General features: G+C 71.1%; 23 protein-coding genes. 12 read left to right on the forward strand and 11 right to left on the reverse strand.

The genetic code is table 11. The annotated features are described in order from the left end of the window. Nucleotides 1–47 precede the first annotated feature (47 nt). The 4 genes from Q392_RS13350 to Q392_RS13365 are packed head-to-tail and all read left to right on the forward strand — an operon-like array spanning nucleotide 48 to nucleotide 3,951. Nucleotides 48–1,244: an ABC transporter substrate-binding protein gene (locus Q392_RS13350; RefSeq protein WP_038208046.1), complete on the forward strand. Its 1,197-nt coding sequence runs from the start codon at nucleotides 48–50 to the stop codon at nucleotides 1,242–1,244. Continuing rightward, complete coding sequence (locus Q392_RS13355; protein WP_245610712.1) at nucleotides 1,232–2,170, forward strand: NAD-dependent epimerase/dehydratase family protein; 939 nt, start codon at nucleotides 1,232–1,234, stop codon at nucleotides 2,168–2,170. Before Q392_RS13350 ends, Q392_RS13355 begins: the two co-directional genes overlap by 13 nt. Continuing rightward, nucleotides 2,167–2,979, forward strand: a complete 813-nt coding sequence (locus Q392_RS13360; protein ID WP_051953422.1) for an SDR family NAD(P)-dependent oxidoreductase — start codon at nucleotides 2,167–2,169, stop codon at nucleotides 2,977–2,979. Before Q392_RS13355 ends, Q392_RS13360 begins: the two co-directional genes overlap by 4 nt. A 54-nt stretch (nucleotides 2,980–3,033) precedes the next feature. Beyond that, nucleotides 3,034–3,951: a MurR/RpiR family transcriptional regulator gene (locus Q392_RS13365; protein WP_084217046.1), complete on the forward strand. Its 918-nt coding sequence runs from the start codon at nucleotides 3,034–3,036 to the stop codon at nucleotides 3,949–3,951. Here Q392_RS13365 and Q392_RS13370 read toward each other — a convergent pair. After that, the gene (locus tag Q392_RS13370; RefSeq protein ID WP_051953424.1) at nucleotides 3,938–4,786 is read right to left on the reverse strand and encodes an HAD-IIA family hydrolase; all 849 of its coding nucleotides are present in this window, start codon (nucleotides 4,784–4,786) and stop codon (nucleotides 3,938–3,940) included. The two genes, Q392_RS13365 and Q392_RS13370, sit on opposite strands and share 14 nt — an antisense overlap. 191 nt (nucleotides 4,787–4,977) lie before the next feature. Between Q392_RS13370 and Q392_RS13375 the strand changes: the two genes are divergently transcribed. From Q392_RS13375 to Q392_RS13400, 6 genes are all read left to right on the forward strand, one after another. Further along, on the forward strand, nucleotides 4,978–5,913 hold the full coding sequence (locus Q392_RS13375; RefSeq protein ID WP_038208049.1) for a phosphate/phosphite/phosphonate ABC transporter substrate-binding protein: 936 nt from the start codon (nucleotides 4,978–4,980) through the stop codon (nucleotides 5,911–5,913). A 29-nt stretch (nucleotides 5,914–5,942) separates the two neighbouring features. Continuing rightward, nucleotides 5,943–6,779, forward strand: coding sequence for a phosphonate ABC transporter ATP-binding protein (locus Q392_RS13380; protein WP_084217047.1), 837 nt, complete (start codon nucleotides 5,943–5,945; stop codon nucleotides 6,777–6,779). Further along, nucleotides 6,776–7,801: a phosphonate ABC transporter, permease protein PhnE gene (gene phnE / locus Q392_RS13385; protein WP_051953426.1), complete on the forward strand. Its 1,026-nt coding sequence runs from the start codon at nucleotides 6,776–6,778 to the stop codon at nucleotides 7,799–7,801. The genes Q392_RS13380 and phnE overlap by 4 nt, the downstream gene beginning before the upstream one ends. A gap of 156 nt (nucleotides 7,802–7,957) precedes the next feature. Further along, complete coding sequence (locus Q392_RS13390; RefSeq protein ID WP_038208051.1) at nucleotides 7,958–8,176, forward strand: hypothetical protein; 219 nt, start codon at nucleotides 7,958–7,960, stop codon at nucleotides 8,174–8,176. Nucleotides 8,177–8,241: 65 nt separating this feature from the next. Beyond that, entirely contained in the window at nucleotides 8,242–10,491 is a 2,250-nt protein-coding gene (locus Q392_RS13395) for a phosphocholine-specific phospholipase C (protein WP_038208053.1), read from the forward strand. A gap of 37 nt (nucleotides 10,492–10,528) precedes the next feature. After that, complete coding sequence (locus Q392_RS13400) at nucleotides 10,529–12,244, forward strand: YadA family autotransporter adhesin (protein ID WP_038208056.1); 1,716 nt, start codon at nucleotides 10,529–10,531, stop codon at nucleotides 12,242–12,244. A gap of 95 nt (nucleotides 12,245–12,339) precedes the next feature. Here the strand turns inward: Q392_RS13400 and Q392_RS13405 are convergent, their stop codons facing one another. The 8 genes from Q392_RS13405 to Q392_RS13440 are packed head-to-tail and all read right to left on the reverse strand — an operon-like array spanning nucleotide 12,340 to nucleotide 19,086. After that, entirely contained in the window at nucleotides 12,340–13,305 is a 966-nt protein-coding gene (locus Q392_RS13405; RefSeq protein ID WP_038208059.1) for a Gfo/Idh/MocA family oxidoreductase, read from the reverse strand. Between the two features lie 20 nt (nucleotides 13,306–13,325). Next, nucleotides 13,326–14,198 carry a class III extradiol dioxygenase subunit beta gene (locus Q392_RS13410; protein WP_038208062.1) on the reverse strand — a complete coding sequence of 291 codons (873 nt, stop codon included), beginning with the start codon at nucleotides 14,196–14,198 and terminating at the stop codon, nucleotides 13,326–13,328. 1 nt (nucleotide 14,199) lies between these two features. Beyond that, nucleotides 14,200–14,643 (reverse strand): protocatechuate 4,5-dioxygenase subunit alpha, encoded by a 444-nt coding sequence (gene ligA, locus Q392_RS13415; RefSeq protein ID WP_038208064.1) that lies wholly within the window; start codon nucleotides 14,641–14,643, stop codon nucleotides 14,200–14,202. Between the two features lie 13 nt (nucleotides 14,644–14,656). Further along, nucleotides 14,657–15,592, reverse strand: a complete 936-nt coding sequence (locus Q392_RS13420) for an amidohydrolase family protein (RefSeq protein WP_038208067.1) — start codon at nucleotides 15,590–15,592, stop codon at nucleotides 14,657–14,659. A gap of 10 nt (nucleotides 15,593–15,602) precedes the next feature. Beyond that, entirely contained in the window at nucleotides 15,603–16,592 is a 990-nt protein-coding gene (locus Q392_RS13425) for a Bug family tripartite tricarboxylate transporter substrate binding protein (RefSeq protein ID WP_038208070.1), read from the reverse strand. Nucleotides 16,593–16,633: 41 nt separating this feature from the next. After that, the gene (gene ligK, locus Q392_RS13430) at nucleotides 16,634–17,317 is read right to left on the reverse strand and encodes a 4-carboxy-4-hydroxy-2-oxoadipate aldolase/oxaloacetate decarboxylase (protein ID WP_038208073.1); all 684 of its coding nucleotides are present in this window, start codon (nucleotides 17,315–17,317) and stop codon (nucleotides 16,634–16,636) included. 17 nt (nucleotides 17,318–17,334) lie between these two features. Continuing rightward, the gene (locus Q392_RS13435; RefSeq protein WP_038208075.1) at nucleotides 17,335–18,363 is read right to left on the reverse strand and encodes an amidohydrolase family protein; all 1,029 of its coding nucleotides are present in this window, start codon (nucleotides 18,361–18,363) and stop codon (nucleotides 17,335–17,337) included. Nucleotides 18,364–18,393: 30 nt separating this feature from the next. After that, nucleotides 18,394–19,086: a substrate-binding domain-containing protein gene (locus Q392_RS13440; protein WP_084217048.1), complete on the reverse strand. Its 693-nt coding sequence runs from the start codon at nucleotides 19,084–19,086 to the stop codon at nucleotides 18,394–18,396. Nucleotides 19,087–19,257: 171 nt separating this feature from the next. Here Q392_RS13440 and Q392_RS13445 point away from each other — a divergent pair, with 171 nt between their 5' ends. Next, a complete protein-coding gene (locus Q392_RS13445; protein WP_038208180.1) occupies nucleotides 19,258–20,166 on the forward strand; it encodes a LysR substrate-binding domain-containing protein in 909 nt (302 codons plus the stop codon). A gap of 6 nt (nucleotides 20,167–20,172) precedes the next feature. On the opposite strand, the gene Q392_RS13450 is transcribed toward Q392_RS13445, so the two are convergent. Beyond that, nucleotides 20,173–21,159: a Bug family tripartite tricarboxylate transporter substrate binding protein gene (locus tag Q392_RS13450; RefSeq protein WP_051953428.1), complete on the reverse strand. Its 987-nt coding sequence runs from the start codon at nucleotides 21,157–21,159 to the stop codon at nucleotides 20,173–20,175. Nucleotides 21,160–21,217: 58 nt separating this feature from the next. Next, nucleotides 21,218–21,652, reverse strand: coding sequence for a DUF1841 family protein (locus Q392_RS13455; RefSeq protein ID WP_038208094.1), 435 nt, complete (start codon nucleotides 21,650–21,652; stop codon nucleotides 21,218–21,220). Nucleotides 21,653–21,759: 107 nt separating this feature from the next. On the opposite strand from Q392_RS13455, the gene Q392_RS13460 reads away from it, so the two are divergent. Beyond that, nucleotides 21,760–22,440 (forward strand): phosphatase PAP2 family protein, encoded by a 681-nt coding sequence (locus Q392_RS13460; protein ID WP_038208095.1) that lies wholly within the window; start codon nucleotides 21,760–21,762, stop codon nucleotides 22,438–22,440. Nucleotides 22,441–22,454 lie beyond the last annotated feature (14 nt).

The raw sequence follows: 22,454 nt of genomic DNA on the forward strand, positions 1-22,454 counted from the left end.
GCCGGACCGCCTCCGGCCTTGCATCCGTCATCACCAAGGAGACAGCCATGCTGAACAGAAAACAGTTTTCCGAACTCGCCCTGGCCGCCACGCTGGCGCTGGGCATGGGCCTGCCCGCCGCCGCCTGGGCGCAGGCCAAGGAGCCGGTGAAGATCGGCCTGGTGTCGTCCAAGTCCGGCGTCGCCGCGCAGCAGGGCGAGGAGGCGATGCGCGGCGTGCGCTTCGCGGCCGAGGAGGCCAATGCCGCCGGCGGCGTCGACGGCCGCAAGGTCGAGATCGCCGAGGGCGACGACGAGGGCACGCCCGACGCCGGCCGCCGCGTGGCCGAGAAGCTGGCGCGCGACGGCAACAACCTGCTCATCGGCCCCATCCTGTCGTCGATCTCGCTGGCCATCGCGCAGAACCTCGACCGCTGGGACGCCGCCTACTTCAACATCGTCAGCAAGTCCGACAAGCTGACGGGCGACACCTGCCGCGCGCGCAGTTTCTTCACCAACCACTCGGACCGGATCGACATCGCGATGATCAACCAGTGGGCCAAGGAGCTGAAGGAAAGCTCCTTCGCCGTGCTGGCCGCCGACTACGCCTGGGGCCGCGACTCGGGCGAGTCGTTCAAGAAGGCGGTCGAGGCGAACGGCAAGAAGGTGCCGCTGTCGCTCTACGTGCCGCTGGGCACCAAGGACTTCTCGCCCTACATCGCGCAGCTCAAGGCCGCCAACGTCGAGGCCGTCTGGGTCGCCGAGACCGGCCGCGATGCCATCGCCTTCGTCAAGCAGGCCGAGGAGTTCGGCCTCATCCCGAAGACCAGGCTGATCGGCCACGCGCTGATCCTGAACTTCATCATCAACGCCACCGGCAAGGCGCTGGAGGGCACGCCGGGCACCACCGAGTACACCGCCGGCATCGACAACCCGCGCAACAAGGCCTTCGTGGCCGCGTGGCAGGCCAAGTTCAACCGCCTGCCCACCGACAACGAGGCCCTGGGCTACCACGGCACGCAGGTCATGTTCGCGGGCGTGAAGAAGGCCGGCAGCGTCAAGCCGGAGGCGGTGTCCAAGGCCCTGCGCGGCGCGCAGATCGAGACCATCTACGGCCCGGCGACGATGCGCGCGGCCGACAACCAACTGCTGCTGCCCAGCTACGTGGCCCGCGCCAAGTCCGTCAACGGCACGATCGTGCCGGTGATCGAGGAAGTGTTCCCGTCGTCGATCATTCCCGCCCCGCAGTCCCAGTGCAAGATGTGAGCGGCGGTGCGCCGCGCATCCTGCTGACCGGCGCGGCCGGCTTCCTCGGGGCGCGCATCGCGCGGCGGCTCGCCGCGCGCGGGCTGGCCCTGCGCCTGTTCGACGTGCCGGCGGCGCAGCCTGCGCTGCAAGACCTGGCCGCCGAACTGGGCGACGCGCAGGCCGTGGCCGGCGACATCCGCGTGGGCCATGACGTGCGCGAGGCGCTGCACGGCTGCAGCGGCGTGGCGCACCTGGCCGGCGTGCTGACGCCGGTGTGCAGCGCCGACCCGGTGCTCGGCGCCGAGGTCAACCTCATCGGCACCCTGCACGTGTTCGAGGCCGCGCGTGCGCAGGGGCTGGACCGCGTGGTCTACGCCAGCAGCGCCGGCGTGCACGGCCCCGACGGCTTCGAGCCGCGGCCGGTGACGCACTACGGCGCCTTCAAGCTCGCCACCGAGGGCGCGGCGCGCGCGAGCTGGCGCGAGCATGGCCTCGCCAGCGTCGGGCTGCGGCCCTTCGTCGTGTACGGCCCCGAGCGCCTGAGCGGTGTCAGCGCCGGCCCCAGCCTGGCCTGCCGCGCGGCGGCGCTGGGCGAAGCCTGCACCATCGGCTACACCGGCGCCGCGGGCCTGGTCTACGTCGACGACGCGGCCGGCGCCTTCGAGCACGCGCTGCTGGACGCGCCGGCCCGCGGCGCCGAGGTGTTCAACCTGGCCGGCACCGTGCACACCGTGGACGAGGTCATCGCCGAGATCCGCCGCCAGGTGCCCGATGCGCGCATCGGCGCCAGCGGCCCGCCGCTGGGCATCGCGGCCGGCATCGGCGAGGACGGGCTGGACGCATGGTTCCCGCATCGTCCGCGCACCTCGTTGGCCGAAGGCATCGCCGCCACGCTGGCCCACTACCGCCGGCAGGCGCAAACCGCGCAGAAAGAGCCCGCATGACGCGCACCGTGCACGCCCTGGTCACCGGCGCCACCGGCGGCATCGGCCGTGCGATCTGCCTGGCCCTGGCCGCGCAGGCGCGCCGCGACGGCCACGCGCTGCATCTCAGCGCCGCCGCCTCGCGGCCCGGCGAGAAGCTGGACCGCCTGGTCGCAGAACTGCGCGACGCCGGCGCCGAGGCCACGGGCCTGGCCGCCGACCTGACGCAGCCGCCCGACTGCGCCCGCCTGGTCGACGAAGCCCAGCGCGCCGGCGGCGACCTGGACGTGCTGGTGTGCAACGCCGGCGCCTCCGGCCCCGGCCGGCTGGCCGACCTGCCGCTGGCGCAGTGGGAACGCAGCTTCGCGCTGAACACCCGCAGCGCCTGGCTGCTGGCCCAGGCCGCGCGGCCGGGCCTGGTGCGCACGCGCGGCAACATCGTCGCCATCGCCTCCATGTCCGGCCTGGCGCCACACCCCGGCTACGGCGCGTACGCGGCCACCAAGGCCGCGCTGATCATGCTGTGCCGGCAGATGGCGCACGAGTGGGCCGCCGACGGCATCCGCGTGAACACCGTGAGCCCCGGCATGATCCGCACCCCGCTGACCGAGGCGGTGTACCAGGACGAGGCCGTGCGCGCGCAGCGCGAGGCCCTGGTGCCGCTGGGCCGCATCGGCCGCGGCGAGGACGTGGGCGAGGCGGTGGCCTGGCTGTCCAGCCCGGCGGCCGGCTACGTGACGGGGCAGAACCTGACGGTCGACGGCGGCGTGGCGGACCACATGCTGGCCATGATTCCGGGACGGCCGGGCAAGGCGCCGGTGCAGGGCTAGGAACACGGGCCGCGGCCGCGAAGCCGCCATCTTGTGCGGGTAAGCTCGCGGGCCATGAAGCGCAGCAGCACCCCCAGGTCGTCCGGCGGCAAGGCATCGGCGCCGGGCCCCGAAGGTGCGGGCGGACCGGCCTTCGCCGTACTGGCGCGCATCGAGGCGCTGTGGTCCTCGCTCGGCCCGGTGGGCCAGCGCATCGCGGACTTCATCGTGAAGCACCCGCGCGAGGTGGTCCACATGTCGGTCAGCGAGGTGGCCGAGCGCACCGGCTCGAGCGAGGGCAGCATCGTCGGGCTGTGCAAGAACCTCGGCGCCACCGGCTTCCAGCAGGTCAAGATCGCGCTGGCGCAGGAGATCGTGCGGCCGGTGCAGTTCATCCACGAGGACCTCGATCCGCAGGACACGGCCGGCGCCGTGATCCGCAAGATCTTCCAGAGCAACGTCCAGACCCTGCATGACACCCAGGCCACGCTGGACGCCGCCGCGATGGAGCGCGCCGTCAGGCTGCTGCGCGAGGCCGAGCGCATCGAGATCTACGGCATCGGCAGCTCGGCCACCATCGCCGAGGACGCGCACTACCGCATGCTGCGCATCGGCCTGAACGCCAACGTGGTGGTCGACTCGCACGTGCAGGCGATCAGCGCCTCGCTCACCGGCCCGAAGGTCGCGGTGCTGACCATCTCGCACACGGGCAGTTCGCACGAGACCGTGACCGCCACGCGGCTGGCCAAGGAGGCGGGCGCCTCCACCGTGTGCATCACCAACTTCGGCAAGTCGCCGCTGCAGGCCTTCGCCGACGTGGTGCTGTTCACCATGGCGCGCGAGACCCACTTCCGCACCGAGGCGATGACCAGCCGGCTGGCGCAGCTCGCGATCATCGACGTGCTGATCGCCTGCCTGGCGCTGGCGGACTACGACACCGCGGTGCGCACGCTGCGCCAGACCTTCGACGTGCTGTCGCTCAAGCGGTACTGAGGCTGGCGGCGCCGGCCGGCGCGAAGGGCGCGTGCACCGGACCGCCGGACGCGAGCAGCCCCGCCACCGAGGGCGCCAGCGCCCCGGGCGCATCGCCCACCAGCACGCAGGCCAGCCCCAGGCGCGCCGCGCCGGCGGCGTCGGTGGCCGGGTTGTCGCCCACCACCACCGTGCTCGCGGGATCGGCGCCCAGGCAGCGCAGGCCCTCCTCGAACAGCAGCGGCTCGGGCTTGCCGACGATGCGCCAGGGCTGCACGCCGCTGGCGGCGGTCACGGCCGCCAGCAGCGCGCCGGTCTCGGGCACCACCCGGCCCCGCAGGCCCGGGTGGGTGGCGTCGGCGTTCGCCACCAGCAGCCGCGCGCCGCGCAGCAGCTCGTTCGCCACGGCCGCCAGCCGCGCATGGCTGAAGCGCACGTCGAGCGCGAGCAGCACCACCTCGGCATCGGCTGCGACGAGCTGCAGGCCCAGCGCGCGCGCATGGCGCTGCAGGGCGGCGCTGCCGAACACCATCACGCGGGCGGCCGGCCGCTGCCGCGCGAGCAGGCCGGCGGCACGCTCGCCCGCGAGCACGATGCGCTCGGCCGGCACGCGCAGGCCCAGGCGGCGCAGGCGCAGCGACAGCCCCTGCGCGGTGTGGGTGGAGTTGTTCGAGACGATCGCGAAGCGGCCCGCGAAGCGCTCGAGCAGCCGGGCCGCGCCGTCGATGGCCTCGTTCTGGCGCACCAGCGTGCCGTCGAGATCGAGCAGGAGGTGGCGCGCATGCGCCAGCGGATCGCCGCCGGGCGGCCCGCCCGGGCGCTGCGGCAGGCGGGTGGAATGGGCAAGGTGGTTCATGGATCGTCGGATGCGGGCCGCAGCGCAGGCGCGCGTCAGCCGTGGGCCGCGATTGTATTGAACAATGCTCAGTCAATTTGGGAATATGAAATGAATTAATTTCATTTGCCTGTCATCTTCGCTTCCTAAGCTCAGCGGCATTCGAGCGGTGCATCCGCTCGCGAACGTCCCCCGCAACGAAGGAACCGATCATGAAGAACCTCCTGGCCATCGCCGCTGCCGCCGTCTCGCTCACCGCGGCACTGGCTTTCCCCTCGCATGCGCAGTCCGTGGCCGACGGCTCGCGCGAGCACCCGCTGCGGGTGCTGCTGATCCCCGCCGACGGCGGCACCGAGACCGGCACCAAGGCCGACTACGCGCCGGTGTTCAACGCGGTGAGCCGCGCCACCGGCCTGCACTTCGACCTCAAGGTCGGCCAGTCCTACGGCGCGGTGGTCGAGGGCATGTGCAACCAGCTCGCCGACATCGCCTTCTTCGGCCCGGTGTCGTACGTGCAGGCCCACAAGCGCGGCTGCGCGCAGCTGCTGGCTGTGGGCGTGGAGAAGGGCGCTTCGGTCTACTACGCCGGCATGTTCGCCAAGGCCGATGCGCCGATCGCCTCGATCGCGGACGTGAAGGGCAAGCGCGTGGCCTTCGGCGACGTGAACTCGGCATCGAGCTTCACCTTCCAGGTCGCGATGCTGCTGGACGCCGGCATCGACCCGGCGCGCGATCTCACCGCCATCCGCATGACCGGCAGCCATGCCAGCAGCCTGGCGGCGCTGGTGCAGGGCCAGGTCGACGTGGCCTCGCTGTCCTTCGACTCCTACGAGAAGGCGGTGAAGCAGGGCGCGGCCGATCCGAAGGCGATCAAGGTGATCGCCAGGAGCATGGCCATCCCGTACCCGCCGCTGGCGCTGAACTCGAAGCTGCCGGAGGCGCTGAAAGCCCAACTCAAGGACGCCTTCCAGACGGTGAACAAGGCACCCGGCGTGACGCCCGAGATGATCCGCGGCTACGGCGGCGCCAGGATCGACGGCTACGACACGAAGTTCTCGGAGGCGGAGTTCAACGTCGCCGCCGAAAAGCTGGCGCTGCTGACCGACGAGCTGAAGGGGCGCATCCTGTCGAAGGCGGCCGAGCGTTGAGCGATCGTCCCGCCGCCGGAGACCCGCCCATGCTGCGCTTCGAATCGGTCGCCCTGCGCCATGCCGACGGCACGCGCGCGCTCGGCGGCGTGTCGCTCGAGGTGCCCGCCGGCCAGTTCTGCGTGGTGCTGGGCGCCTCGGGCGCCGGCAAGTCCACGCTGCTGCGCACCGTCAACGGGCTGGCCAGGCCGACCGGGGGCACGGTGCGGGTGGAGGGCACGGCGATCGGGCCGAAGACGCTGTCGCGCATCCGCCCGCGCATCGGCATGATCCACCAGCAGTTCAACCTCGTGGCGCGCTCGACGGTGGCCGAGAACGTGCTGTGCGGCGCCCTGCCCGCGATGCCGCTGTGGCGTGCGCTGCCGGGGCTGTTCACCGAGGCGGCGCGGCGCAAGGCCTGCGCGCTGGTCGAGGCCGTGGGCCTGGGCGAGGAGCACCTGCTGCGGCGCGTGAGCGAACTCTCGGGCGGGCAGCAGCAGCGCGTGGGCATCGCGCGCGCCTTCATGCTCGACCCGCCGCTGGTGCTGGCCGACGAGCCGGTGGCCAGTCTCGATCCGCAGACCAGCCACGACGTGCTGTCGCTGCTGCGCCGCCAGGCGCGCGAGCGCGGCGCGACCGTGCTGTGCAGCCTGCACCAGCTCGAGCTGGCGCGCGAATTCGCCGACCGCATCGTCGCGCTGCGCCGCGGCGTGGTGGTGTTCGACGGGGCGCCGAGGGCCTTCGGCGCGCAGGCGTTCGATGCGGTCTACGGACGGCATGCCGATGCACCCCCTGCCGATGCCGCCGATCCCGCGCCCGCATGGCAGCCGCCACCTTCGTCGCCACCGCAGCCGCTGCCCGGCGGCCTGCTGGAGCTCGCACCATGAACGCACCCGCCACCCTCGCCGCCGGCACGCGGCCGTCCTCGGACTGGACGCTGCCGCGGCCCTTCGGCCTGCGCACGCTGCTCGTCCTGTGCGCGCTATTGGCGGCCGGCCTGTTCGCAGGCCAGCGCGTCGAACTCGGCCGCATGCTCTCGCTCACCGGCGAAGGCGTGCTCGCGGCCGTCGGCCTGCGCGAGCAGTCGCAGGTGCTCTCGGGGCTGGGCACCATCGCTCGCTCGCTCTTTCCGCCGCAGGTCTCGGAGCGCACCGAGGTCGCGCGCATCGAGGGCTTCGACCGCGAGCGCCTGCCCTGGTTCTCGCACCTCGAGACGGTCGAGACGCGCGAGCCGCGGCTGAACCCGCAGACCCTGGCGATGGAGGAGCGCGTCGAACGCCGCGAGGTGCTGGTCCAGCCGCTGGGCTACCTGTGGCACGTGGCGGCGAAGATGCTGGAGACCTTCGAGATCGCGGTGTGGGCCACGCTGATCGCGATCGTGCTGAGCGCGCCGCTGGCCTGGTGCAGCGCGCGCAACTACGCGCCGAACCGGCTCGTCTACGGCGCGGCGCGCGCCGTGGTGGGGCTGCTGCGCGCGGTGCCCGAACTGGTGAGCGCGCTGTTCCTCGTGCTGGCCTACGGCTTCGGCCCGATCGCCGGCGTGCTCGCGCTGGCGCTGCATTCGGCGGGCTTCCTCGGCAAGTTCTACGCGGAGGACATCGAGACCGCCGACGACCGGCCGCAGGAGGCGCTGCGCGCCATCGGCGCCGGCAAGCTGGAGGTGATGCGCTTCGCCGTGCTGCCGCAGGTGATGCCGGGCTTCATCGCCTACACGCTCTACGTGCTCGACCGCAACGTGCGCATGGCCACCGTGGTGGGGCTGGTGGGCGCGGGCGGCATCGGCCAGGAGCTGAAAGGGCGCTACGACATGTACAACTACGCGCACGTCGGCACGATCCTCATCGCGATCTTCCTGACCGTGCTCCTGCTCGACCGCGTGGCCGCCCGGCTGCGCCGCCGCTATGGCTGAGCCCTGACGCCTGCGGGCGCCGCCTTCGCGGCCTCCGTCCTCAAGCCCCTTTCTGCCCGGACTCCCCGCGCGGCCTGCCGCCGCGCGGAGCGGCTTCGGCCGCGCCTTCTTCCTCTTCTTCTCCCTCACGTCCCCCCGATCCGAAAAGGAACCCTCATGAAGACAGCATCCTCCCGGTACGGCCTCGCTGCGGCGGGCCTTCTCCTGTGCCTGGGCCTGGCCGCCTGCGGTGGCGGCGGCGGTGGTGGCGGCGGCGGCCTGCCGATCCTGCCGCCGGGGCAGACCCCGCCGCCCGGCGACGGCGGCGGCAATCCCCCGCCTTCCGGCGGCGGCGACAACCCGCCGGCCCAGCCCACGCTCAAGTGCGCGCCCTGAGCGGCCGCCGGACCCCTCCGCAGCCTTCCTTCCGCCCCCCTTCGTCTTTGCGTTGAAAGACCCCCATGAAGAACACTTCCCGTCGCGATTTCTTCCGCACGTCGGCCGGCGCCCTCGGCGCGGCCTCGGCCCTCGGCATGATCCCGCCCTCGATCCGCAAGGCGCTCGCCGTCGAGGCGGCGGTCGACACCGGCACCATCGAGGACGTCAAGCACATCGTGATCCTGATGCAGGAGAACCGCAGCTTCGACCACTACTTCGGCACCCTGCGCGGCGTGCGCGGCTTCGGCGACCGCTTCCCGATCCCGCTGGCCAGCGGCAAGCCGGTGTTCTACCAGCCCAACCCCAGCGGCGGCGCGGAGATCCCGCCCTTCCGCCGCGACTCCAGGGTCGCCAACGCGCTGATCGGCTCCGGCACGCCGCACAACTTCCCCGACCAGCAGGCCGCGTGGAACCAGGGGAAGATGGACCGCTGGATCCAGTTCAAGAACCAGGCGACGATGGGCTTCTACCTGCGCGAGGACATCCCGTTCCAGTTCGCGCTCGCCGACGCCTTCACGCTCTGCGACGGCTACCACTGCTCCATCCTCACCGGCACCGACCCGAACCGCATCATTTTCTGGTCGGGCTCCAACTTCAATCCTGAACTGCGCCAGCGGGGCATCAACAGCACGGACACCGACTCCGAGCCCGTCAACTCGCGCTGCTGGCCCAACCCGTCCAGGTGGGTCGCGGGCCGGGAGCAGCAGGCCGACGGCTCGGGCCAGATCGATCCCGCCACGGGCGCCTACAACTACAAGTACACCAACAACGCCTTCAAGTGGGACACGTTGCCGGACGTCCTGCAGAAGGCGGGCATCAGCTGGCACATCTACCAGAACATGAACAACAACTGGACGGGCGCCATGCACGGCTGCCTGGCCTTCGAGAGCTTCCGCACCGCGCAGCCGGGTTCGCCGATCTACGAGCACGGCCTGACCGGTGGCCCCGAGGCGGCCGACGGCGCCGTCAACTTCCTGGCCCAGCTCAAGCACGACGTGATCAACGGCACGCTGCCGCAGGTGTCGTGGGTGCTGCCCACGCAGGCCCTGGCCGAGCATCCCGGCAGCAGCGAGGGCGTGGCCGGCGCCGCCGACTTCATCGCGGACGTGCTGGACGCGCTGACGGCCAATCCCGCGGTCTGGAGCAGGACGGTGCTGTTCGTGACCTTCGACGAGAACGACGGCTTCTTCGACCACCTGGCGATGCCGGCCGTGCCGTCGTACGACGCCGGCGGCAACCTGATGGGCAAGTCCACCGTGCCGCTGGACGGCGAGTACTTCGACGCCTCGGTGGGCAGCTACCTCAACGCCAACGACACCACCAGCGGCAAGATCCGCCCCTGGGGCCTGAGCTCGCGCGTGCCGATGTACGTGGTGTCGCCGTGGAGCAAGGGCGGCTGGGTCAACTCGCAGGTGTTCGACCACACCTCGGTGGGCCGCTTCCTGGAAAAGCGCTTCGGCATCACCGTGGAGGCCATCAGCCCGTGGCATCGCGCGGTCTGCGGCGACCTCACCTCCTGCCTCGACTTCGCCACCCCGAACGATCCGGTCTTCCCCGCGCTGCCCGACACCAGCAACTTCCCCGCGATCAACGCGGCGCAGCGGCTGCTGCCCACGGCCCCCGTGACCACCGCGCCCGCCACGCCGCAGCCGCTGTACCAGGAGACCGGCACACGCCTGTCACGCGCGCTGCCCTACGAGCTGCACACGAGCGCGCGCATCGAGCCGCGCGGCCTGGTGTCGCTGATCTTCAGCAACACCGGCGAGCAGGGCGCGGTGTTCCACGTCTACGACAAGCTGCACCTCGACCGCATCCCGCGCCGCTACACGGTGGAGGCCGGCAAGCAGCTCCAGGACTACTGGAACACCGACGCCGGCGACGGCGGGAAGTACGAGCTCTGGGTCTACAGCACCAACGGCTTCGTGCGCAGCTTCCAGGGCGATGCGCTGGCCCACGACGCGGCCGGCTTCAAGCCCGAGGTGCAGGTGTGCTACGAGCCCGCGAACGGGCAGGTCTACCTCAAGGTGCACAACGGCGGCACGGCCGCCGGCAGCGTCACGGTGACGGCCAACGCCTACCGCACCGACGGCCCCTGGGCGCTGGACGTGGCGGCCGGCGAGACCGGCACGCTGCACTGGAACCTCGACGACAGCGGCCGCTGGTACGACTTCACCGTGACCGCGGGCGCCGTCGAGCGCCGCTTCGCCGGCCGCGTCGAGACCGGCAAGCCGGGCGTGAGCGATCCCGCGATGGCGCTGCACCTGACGGCCTGAGCGCCGCATCCGCGCAAGGGCAACGGAAACAAAGACCATGAACGCAAGAAAGAACACGCGGCGCGCACCGCGCCGCGCGGCCCTGCTCGGGCTGGCGGTCGCACTCGGCACCGGCGCCGGCCTCGCCGCCGCGCAGCCGGTGGCCTGGGACCCCGCCAAGGGCAACCTCGGCATCGGCGAGGGCGCCGGCAACACCGGCGTCACCGGCAACAACAACCAGGCGGTCGGCAAGAACGCCGGCAACAACGTCGGCACCAACTGGAACCTGGCCATCGGCGAGGCGGCCGGCACCAACGTGAGCGGCGGCAACGCCAACGTGGCGGTCGGCTTCAACGCGGGCCAGAACGTGCAGGGCGGCTGGAACCAGGCGATCGGCCGCAGCGCCGGCCAGAACGTGACCGGCAACTACAACAACGCCACCGGCTTCTGGGCCGGCACCGGCGTGACCGGCTCGTACAACAACGCCTACGGCAACAACGCCGGGCGCACCGTCACCGGCAGCAACAACCAGGCCTTCGGCAACGGCGCGGGCAACAACGTGGGCACCAACTGGAACCTCGCCATCGGCGAGGGCGCCGGCTCCAACGTGTCGGGCAAGAACGCGAACCAGGCGATCGGCTACTACGCGGGCACCAACGTCGAGGGCGGCTGGAACCAGTCGATGGGCCGCAGCGCCGGCCAGGACGTGACGGGCGACTACAACAACGCGGTCGGCTTCTGGGCCGGCACCAACGTCACCGGCAGCAACAACGAGGCCTACGGCAGCAACGCCGGGCGCGACGTGGTCGGCAGCGGCAACCAGGCCTACGGCGCCGGCGCCGGCCAGGGCGTGAACGGCAGCAACAACCTCTCGACGGGGCTGGGCGCGGGCGTCGGCGTCAGCGGCTCGGGCAACCAGGCCTCGGGGACGATGGCCGGCGCGCAGGTCTCGGGCAACAACAACCTGGCGATGGGGCAGGCCGCCGGCGGCGGGGTGCAGGGCAGCCGGAACCAGGCCTTCGGCGACGCCGCCGGGCAGGGTGTGGCGGGCGACGGCAACATCGCGCAGGGCAGCGGCGCGGGGCGCAACGTCGTCGGCAGCAACAACATCGCGATCGGCGCCGAGGCGGGTGTGTACGTCAACGCGAGCCAGGCGGTCTCGCTCGGCACCGCGGCGCGTGCCAGCGCCGACGACGCCATCGCGCTCGGCACCAACGCCACCGCCGCGCATGCCGGCAGCGTGGCGCTGGGGGCGGGCAGCGCGACCACGCGCGGCGCGCAGGCCGCCTACACCGCGATCGGCCTGGCGGGCGTGCAGTCCTCGGCGGGCGAGGTGGCGCTGGGCCAACGGCAGATCACCGGCGTGGCGCCGGGCAGTGCGCCCACCGACGCCACCAACGTCGGCCAGGTGCAGGGCATGGTGCAGGAGGGCGTGGCATCGGCCAACGCCTACACCGACACGGTGGCGGCGCAGGGCCTGCCCATCGGCAAGGCCTACACCGACATGACGGCCAACCGCCTGCAGGGCCAGATCGACGAGACCGCCCGGCGCGCCTACGCCGGCATCGCCAGCGTGGCGGCGCTGGAGGCCGCGCCGCTGGTGCCCGGCAAGCTCAGCTACGCCGTGGGCCTGGGCAACTACCGCAGCGAGAGCGCGATCGGCGGCTCGGTCCGCCACACCACGCAGGACGGCCGCTACAGCTTCACGCTCGGCCTGGGCGCGAGCAGTTCGGGCGTGGTGACGCGGGTGGCGCTGACCGGCGTGTTCGACTGAGCATCGTTATCGGCTTCGGCAGGAAAAAGCCGCCCGCTCGGTAACGAGGGGCGGCTTTTTTCGTGCGCGGGAAGCGGCTCCCGAGAAGCGAGGACTCAGCCCTTGTCGAGCTGCTGCTCCAGCTGATCCAGCACCTGGTAGCAGGGCAGCACCTGCGCGATGCTCGAATTCGGCTCGCGCCCTTCGCGGATGGCGGCGAAGAACTCGCGGTCCTGCAGCTCGATGCCGTTCATCGACACGTCCACCTTGCTCACGTCCACCGGCGTCTCGGGGCCCTTGCTGTGCGACTGCACCAGGTCATCGTAGCGCGCGATATAGGTGGCGGTGTCGCCGATGTAGCGGAAGAAAGTGCCCAGCGGGCCGTCGTTGTTGAACGAGAGGCTCAGCGTGCAGATGGCGCCGTTGGCGGCCTGCAGCTGGATGCTCATGTCCATCGCGATGCCCAGGTCCTTGTGGATCGGGCCCTGCACGGCGTTGGCCTTCACGATCGGGCTGCCGGCCTGGTAGGCGAACAGGTCCACCGTGTGCGCGGCGTGGTGCCACAGAAGGTGGTCGGTCCAGCTGCGCGGCTGGCCCAGCGCGTTCATGTTGGTGCGGCGGAAGAAGTATGTCTGCACGTCCATCTGCTGGATGTTGAACTCGCCCGCGGCGATCTTCTTGTGCACGTACTGGTGGCTGGGGTTGAAGCGGCGCGTGTGGCCGACCATGGCGACCTTGCCCGTCTTCTTCTGCAGGGCCAGCACTTCCTCGCCTTCCTTGAGCACGTCGCACAGCGGGATCTCCACCTGCACGTGCTTGCCGGCCTCCAGGCAGGCCCTGGTCTGCGCGGCGTGCATCTGCGTGGGGGTGCAGAGGATGACGGCGTCCACCTCCTTGAGCGCCAGGCTCTCGGCCAGGTCGGTCGTCACGTGCCTGATGCCGTACTGGTCCGCGACCTCCTTGGTCTTGCCCAGGTCGCGGCTGATCAGCGAGACGACCTCGACGCCGTCGATGTTCTTGATGCCGTCCAGGTGCTTGATGCCGAAGGCGCCGGCGCCGGCCAGGGCTACTTTGATGGTCATGTCGGGTTCCTTTTCCGGATTCAGGTGGATTCTTCGAGGATCAAGTGGCCCACGGCCGTGTTGGAGGCGGGCACGTGGAAGAAGCGGTGCGCCACCTTCGGCGGCGGGCCCTCGCCGTTCACGTCGGCCATGGCGCCGCGGGCGATCAGCCACATCACCAGCTCGATGCCCTCGCTGCCGGCCTCGCGCACGTACTCGATGTGCGGCACCTTGGCGAGTTCCGCCGGCTCGGCGATCAGGCGGTCGAGGAAGCGGTTGTCCCAGTCGGCGTTGATCAGGCCGGCGCGCGCGCCCTGGAGCTGGTGGCTCATGCCGCCGGTGCCCCAGATGTGCACGTTCAGGTCCTCGTCGTAGCTCTCGACGGCCTTGCGGATCGCGCGGCCCAGGTTGAAGCAGCGCTGGCCGCTGGGCACCGGGTACTGCACCACGTTGACGGCGAAGGGGATCACCGGGCAGGGCCAGGCGCCTTCCTTCGGGTCCTTCTCGCCGCACATCAGCGACAGCGGCACGGTCAGGCCGTGGTCCACGTCCATCCGGTTGACGAGGGTGAGGTCGAAGTCCTGCTGGATCACGCTCTGCGCGATGTGGCTGGCCAGCTCGGGGTGGCCGACCACCTTGGGCACGGGGCGCGGGCCCCAGCCTTCGTCGGCGGGCTGGTACTCGGCGGCGGTGCCGATGGCGAAGGTCGGGATCATCTCCAGGCTGAACGCGGTCGCGTGGTCGTTGAAGACCAGGAAGACCACGTCCGGCTTGTTGTCCTTCATCCACTGCCTGGAGAACTCGTAGCCCGCGAACAGGGGCTTCCAGTAGTCCTCCTGGGTCTTGCCCAGGTCCATGGCTGCGCCGATGGCCGGCACGTGCGAGGTGTAGACGGATGCGGTGATGCGGGCCATGTCAGTCTTTCCGGTGGTGGTGGGCCGCGCCCTGCGGCTGGTTCTGCGGCTGCGCGTCGCCGCTCTCGCCCAGGTGGCGGTTGCCCTCGACCGAGCGGCCGCCGCGGATCATCATGTCGCGGTACTCCAGCTCGGTCATGCCGGTCATGCTGCCGGCCATCTGCTGGAAGCTCTTGCCGTCGGTGGCGCCGATCTTGGCCAGGAAGTAGATGTTGCCGCCGGTGCGCATGCACCAGTTGAGGTCGCGCGCCAGCACGGCCTGCTTCTGCTCCTCGGTCATCGGCCACTCGTCGAGGTAGGCACGCTCGTCGGCCTTGAAGCGTTCGCGGTTCTCGGCCTTCATCAGGCTCATGCAGAACTGGTTGAGCCAGTAGCCTTTGCGGCTCTGCTCGGCGTCGAAGATGATCGTGCCGGGCACGTCGAGGTAGGGTTTGTCGAGGGACATCGGGGCCTCCTGCTTACTTCGTTTCTTCGGGCCAGTACAGGCGCATCGGGTTGTCCACCAGCAGCTTCTTCTGCAGCTCGGCCGTCGGCGCGATGTGCGGGATGAAGTCCACCAGCAGGCCGTCGTCGGGCATGTGGCCCTTGAGGTTGGGGTGCGGCCAGTCGGTGCCCCACAGCACGCGGTCGGGGAACAGCTCCACCACCTTGCGCGCGAAGGGCACCACGTCGCGGTAGGCATTGCGTTCACCGTCCAGCGCCGGCGGGCCGGCGACGGACAGGCGCTCGGGGCAGCTCACCTTGCTCCATACGTTGGGGTGCTCGCGCATGAACTTCAGGAACAGCTCGAACTCCGGGCCGTCGATGGGCTTGGTCACGTCGGGGCGGCCCATGTGGTCGACCACCACCGTGGTCGGCAGCGCGGTGAAGAAGTCCCACAGCTCGGGCAGGTCCACCGCCTCGAAGTAGATGACGACGTGCCAGCCGAGCTTGCCGATGCGGCCGGCGATCTCCATCAGCTCGTCCTTGGGCGTGAAGTCCACGAGGCGCTTGACGAAGTTGAAGCGCACGCCGCGCACGCCGGCCTCGTGCAGGGCCTGCAGCTCGGCGTCGCTGACGCTGCGCCTGACGGTGGCGACGCCGCGCGCCTTGCCCTCCGACGACTGCAGCGCATCGACCAGCGCGCGGTTGTCGGCGCCGTGGCAGGTGGCCTGCACGATCACGTTGCGGGCGAAGCCCAGGTGGTCGCGCAGCGCGAAGAGCTGCGCCTTGCTCGCGTCGCAGGGCGTGTACTTGCGCTCGGGCGCGTAGGGGAACTGCTCGCCGGGGCCGAACACGTGGCAGTGGGCGTCGACGCTGCCCGGCGGGACCTGGAATGCCGGCTTGCTCGGGCCGGTGTACCAGTCGAGCCAGCCGGGCGTCTTCTCGAAGGGGCCGGAGGTGGGTTTGCTCATGTCGTCTCCTTCAGTCCAGCGAGATGTCGGCCTTGCGGATGACGTCGCCGAAGCGCTGCGTCTCCGTCTTCAGGGTGGCCTGGAACTGCTGCGGCGTGGCCGGGAAGGGCTCGTAGCCGAAGGTCTTGAACTTCTCGGCGAAGTCCTTGTCCTTGAGCACCTCCACCAGGTCCTTGCGGATCTTGTCGGTCACCGCGGCGGGCAGGCCCGGCGGGACGGCCACCACGTTCCAGCCCGTGACCTCGAAGTCCTTCGGGCCGCCCGACTCGCCCACCGTCGGGATGTCGGGGAAGTCCGGCGACCGCTGCGGTGCGGTGAAGGCCAGCAGCCGCAGCTTGCCGGCGCGGTACATCGGGCCGGCCGTGCCGGCGCTGCCCAGCGCGAAGTCGATCTCGCCCGTGGCCACCGAGGTGTAGAGCTGCGTGGTCTCCTTGAAGATCACGTGCTCCATCTGGGTGCCGGTCATGCTCTCGAACAGCTCGGAGCCCAGGTGCACGGGGTTGCCCACCGACCAGGAGCCGTAGTTCAGCTTGCCCGGATGGGCCTTGGCGTCGGCAATGATGTCGCCCACGCTCTTGTACTTGCTGTTGGTCGGCACGGTGAAGAAGAAGTGCGTCTTGAACAGCGGCTGGGCGATGGTGAAGTCCTTCACCGGGTCGTAGGGCAGCTTCTTGAACAGCGTGGGGTAGGCGGCCAGGTGCACGTTGTCGAGGATCAGCAGGTCCGTGCCGTCCTTGGCGCCGCGCTTCCAGGCGTCGATGGCGATGAAGCCGTTGCCGCCGGGGCGGTTGTCCACCGTCACCGGCTGGCCCCACAGGCGCGAGAGCTTGTCGGCCGCCAGGCGGGCCACGCCGTCGGGGCCGCCGCCCACGGGGAAGGGCGTGATGATGCGCACCGGCTTCGTCGGGTAGGCGCCCTGGGCGGCGGCGCCGAAGGGCAGGGCGGCCGCGAGGGCGGTGCCGGCCAGGGCCAGCAGGCCGCGGCGGATCGGGGATGTCATGGGATGGAGGCTCCTGGGTTCGGGAAATCGGTGGTGGGCGCTCAGTCGATGTACTTCAGCCCCGCGGCCGCCAGCGGCTCGCGCATCTTGTAGTAGTCCAGGCCCAGGGTGCCGCCGGCGAAGATGTCGCGCTTGCCGCCTTCGTTGGCCTCGCGCTTGCGGGCGGCTTCCAGCGTCCGGGCGGCGATGGCGCGCGGCACGCAGACCACGCCGTCGTCGTCGGCCACGATCACGTCGCCGGGCGTGACGAAGGCGCCCGCGCAGACGATGGGGATGTTCACCGAGCCCGGCGTGGCCTTGATGGTGCCCTTGGACGACACGTAGCGGCTCCAGACCGGGAAGTGCATCTCGCGCAGCACCTTGGTGTCGCGCACGCCGGCCTCGATGACCAGCGCGCGGGCGCCGCGGGCCTGGAAGCTGGTGGCCAGCAGGTCGCCGAAGTAGCCGTCGCTGCATTCCGCCGTGACGGTGGCGACCACGATGTCGCCGGGCCGGATCTGCTCGGCCGCGACGTGCATCATCCAGTTGTCGCCGGGCTGCAGCAGCACCGTGACGGCCGTGCCGGACACCGCCACGTCCTGCTGGATCGGGCGCATGTAGGGCTTCATCAGCCCCACGCGGCCCATGGCCTCGTGCACGGTGGCCGAGCCGAAGGCGGCCAGCGCGTCGGCCGTCTCGCGGTCGGTGCGCTCAATGTTGCGGTAGACAACGCCGAGTTCATACATGTCTTATCTCCTTGGGATCACTTGTTCTTCGCCTTGAGGGCGGCGTCCAGGCGCGGGAAGACGCGGCGCGCGTTGCCCTCGAACACCTGGTAGCGCTCCTCGTCCGTGAGGTTGGCCGTGGCGTTCACGTAGCGCTTGGTGTCGTCGTAGTAGTGGCCGGTGGTCGGGTCGATGCCGCGCACCGCGCCGATCATCTCGCTGGCGAAAAGAATGTTCTTGACCGGGATCACCTTCGTCAGCAGGTCGATGCCCGGCTGGTGGTAGACGCAGGTGTCGAAGAAGATGTTGTTGAGGATGTGATCATGAAGCAGCGGCTTCTTCATCTCCTGCGCCAGCCCGCGGAAGCGGCCCCAGTGGTAGGGCACCGCGCCGCCGCCGTGCGGGATCACGAACTTCAGCGTCGGGAAGTCCTTGAACAGGTCGCCCTGGATGCACTGCATCACCGCGGTGGTGTCGGCGTTGAGGTAGTGCGCGCCGGTGGTGTGGAAGCACGCGTTGCAGCTCGTGCTCACGTGGATCATCGCGGGGATGTCGTACTCCACCATCTTCTCGTAGATGGGGTACCAGTGGCGGTCGGTCAGCGGCGGGCTGGTCCAGTGGCCGCCGCTCGGGTCGGGGTTGAGGTTGATGCCGACGTTGCCGTACTGCTCCACGCACTTCACCAGCTCGGGGATGCAGGTCTTCGGGTCGACGCCGGGGCTCTGCGGCAGCATCGCGGCCGGGATGAAGTTGTCGGGGAAGAGCTGGCTGACGCGGTAGCACAGCTCGTTGCAGATCGCCGCCCAGGTGCTGGAAACCTCGAAGTCGCCGATGTGGTGCGCCATGAAGCTGGCGCGCGGGCTGAAGATGGTCAGGTCGGAGCCGCGCTCCTTCATCAGGCGCAGCTGGTTGCTCTCGATCGATTCGCGCAGCTCGTCGTCGGAGATCTTCAGGTCCGAGACCCTGGGCTTGGCCGACGGGTCCTTGATGCCGGCGATCTGGGCGTTGCGCCAGTTCTCCAGCGCCTTGGGCGCGGTGGTGTAGTGGCCGTGGCAGTCGATGATCATGCGGGTCCTTCGTGCGATGTGAGGGGTGAATCAGGCGGGTTCCATGCCCTGGCGGCGCTTGGCGCCGGCGGCGTCGGGCGAGGCCATGAAGGCCAGCAGGCGGCGCACCGTGTCGGCGTGCGGCGTGCCGGCCACCACGCCGCCCGAGAACACGGTGTCGATGGCGATGTCCGCCGGCAGCGGGCCGAGGATGTCGATGCCTTCCACGTGGATCAGCTCGGAGCGCTGCTGGAAGCCCAGCGCCACCTCGCCGCGGGCGATCAGCGTGCCCACCGGCACGCCGGGCGGCGCCTGCACGGTGCGCTGCTTCACCTCGTCGGCGATGCCCCAGCGCGCGAAGAGCGCCTGCAGCGCCACGCCGCTCGGGCCGGTGGAGTAGCCGATGCTCGGCGCGGCCAGCACGGCCGCGCGCAGCGCGTCGCCGGTGCCGATGTCCGGGCGCGGCGCGCCCGCGCGCACCGCCGCGACGGTGCTGGAGCGCACCAGGTCCACCTTGCTGCCCGCGGCCACGCGGCCGGCGGCCTGCAGCCTGTCGATGGCGTCAGAGGCGAGGAAGACCACGTCGAAGGCTTCCTCGCCGGCCTGCACGCGCCGGGCCGCGTCCACGCCGCCGACGGATTCGATGGCCACCGCCGCGCCGCCCTGCGCCTGCCAGGCGGCGGCCAGGTCGGCCAGCACCTGGCGCGTGGCCATGGACGAGATGCCTTGGAGGGGATGGGTCATGCCGGGTGTCTCCGAAGGGCCTGTGCGCGAGAGAGGGCGGCCCGTTGCTCGAGGAGGCATTCTGCGAAGCGCCGGGCCCGGCGGGAAGTCGCCGCCGCCGCTATCAGCTAGAACAAATCGGCATATCCAGTGGTATGGTTCGCTTTTCTGCGATACCTCTTGTCACCGTTCGTGGACCTCAAGCAACTCGAATACTTCGTGCGCGTGGCCGAGCTGGGCAGCTTCACCCGTGCCTCGCAGGCGCTGGACGTGGCCCAGCCCGCGTTGTCGCGCCAGGTGCGGCTGCTGGAGGTGGAGCTGCGCCAGAACCTGCTGGTGCGCAACGGCCGCGGCGTCACGCTGACCGACGCCGGGGCGCTGCTGCTGGAGCACGGGCGCGGCATCCTGCACCAGGTGGCGCGCGCGCAGGAGGAGCTGGCCGGCGCCCGCGGCGGCCTGGCCGGCCGGGTGGCGCTGGGCCTGCCGCCCAGCGTGGCGCGGGCCTACGCCGTGCCCCTGACGCGCGCCTTCCGCCAGCGGCTGCCGCAGGCGCAGCTGTCGATCACCGAGGGCCTGTCCGTCGGCATGCAGGAGGCGCTGACGGCGGGCCGGCTGGACATCGCCGTGCTCTACAACGCCCGCCCCGCCGCCGGCCTGGACATCCTGCCGCTGATGGCCGAGGCGCTGGTGCTGGTGCAGCCGCGGCCGCCCGGCCTGGCGGAAGACCCGCCCCCCGCGCCGCTGCCGCTGGCGGCGCTGGCCGGCCTGCCGCTGATCATTCCCAGCCGGCCGAACGCGATCCGCATGCAGGTGGAGTCCGAGCTGGCCGCGCTGGGCCTGCGCCCGCAGGTGGCGCTGGAGATCGACGGCGTGCCGGCCATCCTCGAACTGGTGGCCGAGGGCCTGGGCAGCGCCGTGCTCACGCCGCATGCGGTGGCCAGCTCGGTGCGGCCCTCGGCCTTCACCGTGCGCGCCATCGGCCAGCCGCCGCTGACGGTGCAGGCCTGGCTGGCCACCAGCGCGCAGCGGCCGGTCACGCACACGCAGCAGGCGGCGCTGGACCTGCTGCGCAAAGTGGTGGGCGCGCCGGCGGCCGGCTGAATCCCGCTACAGCTTCTGCAGCTTCGCCTTCGCGATCACCTCGTCCCAGCGCCGGATGTCCGCGGCCAGGAAGTCGCGCAGTGCGGCGGGGCTGCTGCCCCTGGCCGTCATGTTCAGCGCCTGCAGCTGCTGCTTCACGTCGGCCTGCGCGACGGCGTCCTGCACCGCGCGGCTGAGGCGCTCGACCACCGCGGGCGGCGTCTTCGCCGGGGCGGCCAGGCCGTTCCACGAACTGACGTCGAAGCCCGCCAGCGGGCCGCCGCTCTCGCGCACGGCGGGCACGTCGGGCAACTCGGGCGCCCGCTCGCGGCCCAGCACCGCCAGGGGGCGCAGGACCTTGCCCTGGATGTGCGGCATCAGCGGGCCGAGGATGTCGACCAGCACGTCGATCTCGCCGCCGCGCACGGCCGTCACCACCGGCGGCGTGCCGTTGAAGGGCACCACCTGCGCATCGATGCCGGCCGAGAGCTTGAACAGCTCGGCCGCCAGGTTCTGCGTGGTGCCGATCTGCGGCGTGCCCACGTTGAGCTTGCCCGGGTTGGCGCGGGCCCAGGCCAGCAGTTCGCCCAGCGTCTTGAAGCGGCCGTTCGCGGCGACGGCGATCGCCAGGTCGAAGCGCGCCATCTGCGAGACGGGCGCGAAGTCGGCCAGCGTGTCGAAGGGCAGCTTCTTGAACAGGGCCGCGCTGACAGCACTGCCGCTGGAGATCAGCAGCAGCGTGTGGCCGTCGGGCTCGGCGCGCGCCACCTGCTCGCCGGCCACCACGCCGCCGGCGCTGGGCTTGTTGTCGATCACCACCGGCTGGCCGAGCGCGGCGGCCATCTTCTGGCCGACCGCGCGCGCCGTCAGGTCGGCGGCGCCGCCGGCGGCGTTGGGCACCACGATGCGGATGGGCCGCGAGGGAAAGGCCGGCTGGGCGGTTGCGATGCCGGCGGCCGTGCCCAGGGCCAGCGCCCCGGCGCCCTGCAGCAGGCGGCGTCGTTCGAGGGTCATGCTTTGTCTCGGTTCATTGCAAAGGTTCGCAAGGCCGCGAAGCGGCTTGGGGGGTGCTTCATTCTCGTGTTGCGTGCCGCTGCACGCAGTCGACATAGGCGTCGCCGTCGGGCGGGCGGCCGGCGCGCTGCGCCTCCCACATCATCCGGCCCAGGCACTCCATCGCCTCGTGGTGCGCCTCCAGCAGCGAGCCGCGCCGGGCGGCCAGCAGCTCCACCGCCTGGCGGATGCCGCGCGGCTGGTCGATCGAGCACTGCTCGCTGATCGACAGGTGCATCGACAGGTGCAGGAAGGGGTTCTCGCGGCCGTCCTGGCCGTCGTAGACGCGGGCCGCCGCCGCGTCGGCGTCGGCCAGGTCGGCGTGGTACTCGGGGTGCTGGTCGATCCACTCGCTGGCGATGATCTCCAGCGCCTCCATCGGCTGGCCGGCGCGGTGCTTGGCGTAGCAGCGGCAGAAGAAGCGCCGCACGTCTTCCTGGGTCGGGTTGAACATGGTGCGGCGAGGGTAGCACCGGCCCGCCGATGCCGCCGGCGCGCAGGGCGCGTCACTCGGCTCGGGCAAGATGGCGGGTTTGGCGCTTGTCCGCCCGGCCCCGCTGCATGACCGACCACCCTCCCGCTCCGCTCTCCTGGACCCGCGACCTGCGCCAGCGCGCGCGCGAACACTTCTGGCTCAAGTTCATCGGCACCGTGGTGTGGGTGTGGGTCTTCTTCATCGGCTATTTCCACCTCCTGCGCAACCCCGTGTACCCCGTCACGGTGATGCCGCTGACGGCGGTGGACCGGTGGATGCCCTTCCAGCCGGGCTGGCTGGCGGCCTACCTGTCGCTATGGGTGTACGTGGGCATCGCGCCGGGGCTGCAGCGCGGCTTCGCGTCGCTGCTCGCCTACGGCTTCTGGTCGGCGGCGCTGTGCGCCACGGGGCTGGGCATCTTCTGGCTGTGGCCCACGCAGATCCCGCCGATGGACGTGCCGGCCGGCGCGCCGGGCTTCGCGCTGCTGCAGGGCATCGACGCGGCCGGCAACGCCTGCCCGTCGATGCACGTCGCCATCTCGATGTTCACGGCGGTCTGGCTGGAGAGCATCTTCCGCCGGGCTGGCGCGCCGGCGGCGCTGCGGGTGCTGAACCTCGCCTGGTTCGCCGCCATCGCCTGGTCGACGATGGCGGTGCGCCAGCACGTGCTGTGGGACGTGCTGGCCGGTGCCGCGCTGGGCGCCGTGTTCGCCTGGGCCTCGCTGCGCTGGCGGCCCGCGGAGCCGCAGGTCGAGCGGCTATCATGACCCGACACCGACGA

This window comes from Xenophilus azovorans DSM 13620, from assembly GCF_000745855.1.
Classification (GTDB): domain Bacteria; phylum Pseudomonadota; class Gammaproteobacteria; order Burkholderiales; family Burkholderiaceae_C; genus Xenophilus; species Xenophilus azovorans.

What these genes read in the sequence shown, in the direction of transcription:
- Q392_RS13350 (WP_038208046.1), top strand. Translation starts at nt 48, where the DNA reads ATGCTGAACAGAAAACAGTTTTCCGAACTCGCCCTGGCCGCCACGCTG.
- Q392_RS13360 (WP_051953422.1), top strand. Translation starts at nt 2,167, where the DNA reads ATGACGCGCACCGTGCACGCCCTGGTCACCGGCGCCACCGGCGGCATC.
- Q392_RS13365 (WP_084217046.1), top strand. Translation starts at nt 3,034, where the DNA reads ATGAAGCGCAGCAGCACCCCCAGGTCGTCCGGCGGCAAGGCATCGGCG.
- Q392_RS13370 (WP_051953424.1), bottom strand. Translation starts at nt 4,786, where the DNA reads ATGAACCACCTTGCCCATTCCACCCGCCTGCCGCAGCGCCCGGGCGGG.
- Q392_RS13375 (WP_038208049.1), top strand. Translation starts at nt 4,978, where the DNA reads ATGAAGAACCTCCTGGCCATCGCCGCTGCCGCCGTCTCGCTCACCGCG.
- Q392_RS13380 (WP_084217047.1), top strand. Translation starts at nt 5,943, where the DNA reads ATGCTGCGCTTCGAATCGGTCGCCCTGCGCCATGCCGACGGCACGCGC.
- phnE (WP_051953426.1), top strand. Translation starts at nt 6,776, where the DNA reads ATGAACGCACCCGCCACCCTCGCCGCCGGCACGCGGCCGTCCTCGGAC.
- Q392_RS13390 (WP_038208051.1), top strand. Translation starts at nt 7,958, where the DNA reads ATGAAGACAGCATCCTCCCGGTACGGCCTCGCTGCGGCGGGCCTTCTC.
- Q392_RS13395 (WP_038208053.1), top strand. Translation starts at nt 8,242, where the DNA reads ATGAAGAACACTTCCCGTCGCGATTTCTTCCGCACGTCGGCCGGCGCC.
- Q392_RS13400 (WP_038208056.1), top strand. Translation starts at nt 10,529, where the DNA reads ATGAACGCAAGAAAGAACACGCGGCGCGCACCGCGCCGCGCGGCCCTG.
- Q392_RS13405 (WP_038208059.1), bottom strand. Translation starts at nt 13,305, where the DNA reads ATGACCATCAAAGTAGCCCTGGCCGGCGCCGGCGCCTTCGGCATCAAG.
- Q392_RS13410 (WP_038208062.1), bottom strand. Translation starts at nt 14,198, where the DNA reads ATGGCCCGCATCACCGCATCCGTCTACACCTCGCACGTGCCGGCCATC.
- ligA (WP_038208064.1), bottom strand. Translation starts at nt 14,643, where the DNA reads ATGTCCCTCGACAAACCCTACCTCGACGTGCCCGGCACGATCATCTTC.
- Q392_RS13420 (WP_038208067.1), bottom strand. Translation starts at nt 15,592, where the DNA reads ATGAGCAAACCCACCTCCGGCCCCTTCGAGAAGACGCCCGGCTGGCTC.
- Q392_RS13425 (WP_038208070.1), bottom strand. Translation starts at nt 16,592, where the DNA reads ATGACATCCCCGATCCGCCGCGGCCTGCTGGCCCTGGCCGGCACCGCC.
- ligK (WP_038208073.1), bottom strand. Translation starts at nt 17,317, where the DNA reads ATGTATGAACTCGGCGTTGTCTACCGCAACATTGAGCGCACCGACCGC.
- Q392_RS13435 (WP_038208075.1), bottom strand. Translation starts at nt 18,363, where the DNA reads ATGATCATCGACTGCCACGGCCACTACACCACCGCGCCCAAGGCGCTG.
- Q392_RS13440 (WP_084217048.1), bottom strand. Translation starts at nt 19,086, where the DNA reads ATGACCCATCCCCTCCAAGGCATCTCGTCCATGGCCACGCGCCAGGTG.
- Q392_RS13450 (WP_051953428.1), bottom strand. Translation starts at nt 21,159, where the DNA reads ATGACCCTCGAACGACGCCGCCTGCTGCAGGGCGCCGGGGCGCTGGCC.
- Q392_RS13455 (WP_038208094.1), bottom strand. Translation starts at nt 21,652, where the DNA reads ATGTTCAACCCGACCCAGGAAGACGTGCGGCGCTTCTTCTGCCGCTGC.
- Q392_RS13460 (WP_038208095.1), top strand. Translation starts at nt 21,760, where the DNA reads ATGACCGACCACCCTCCCGCTCCGCTCTCCTGGACCCGCGACCTGCGC.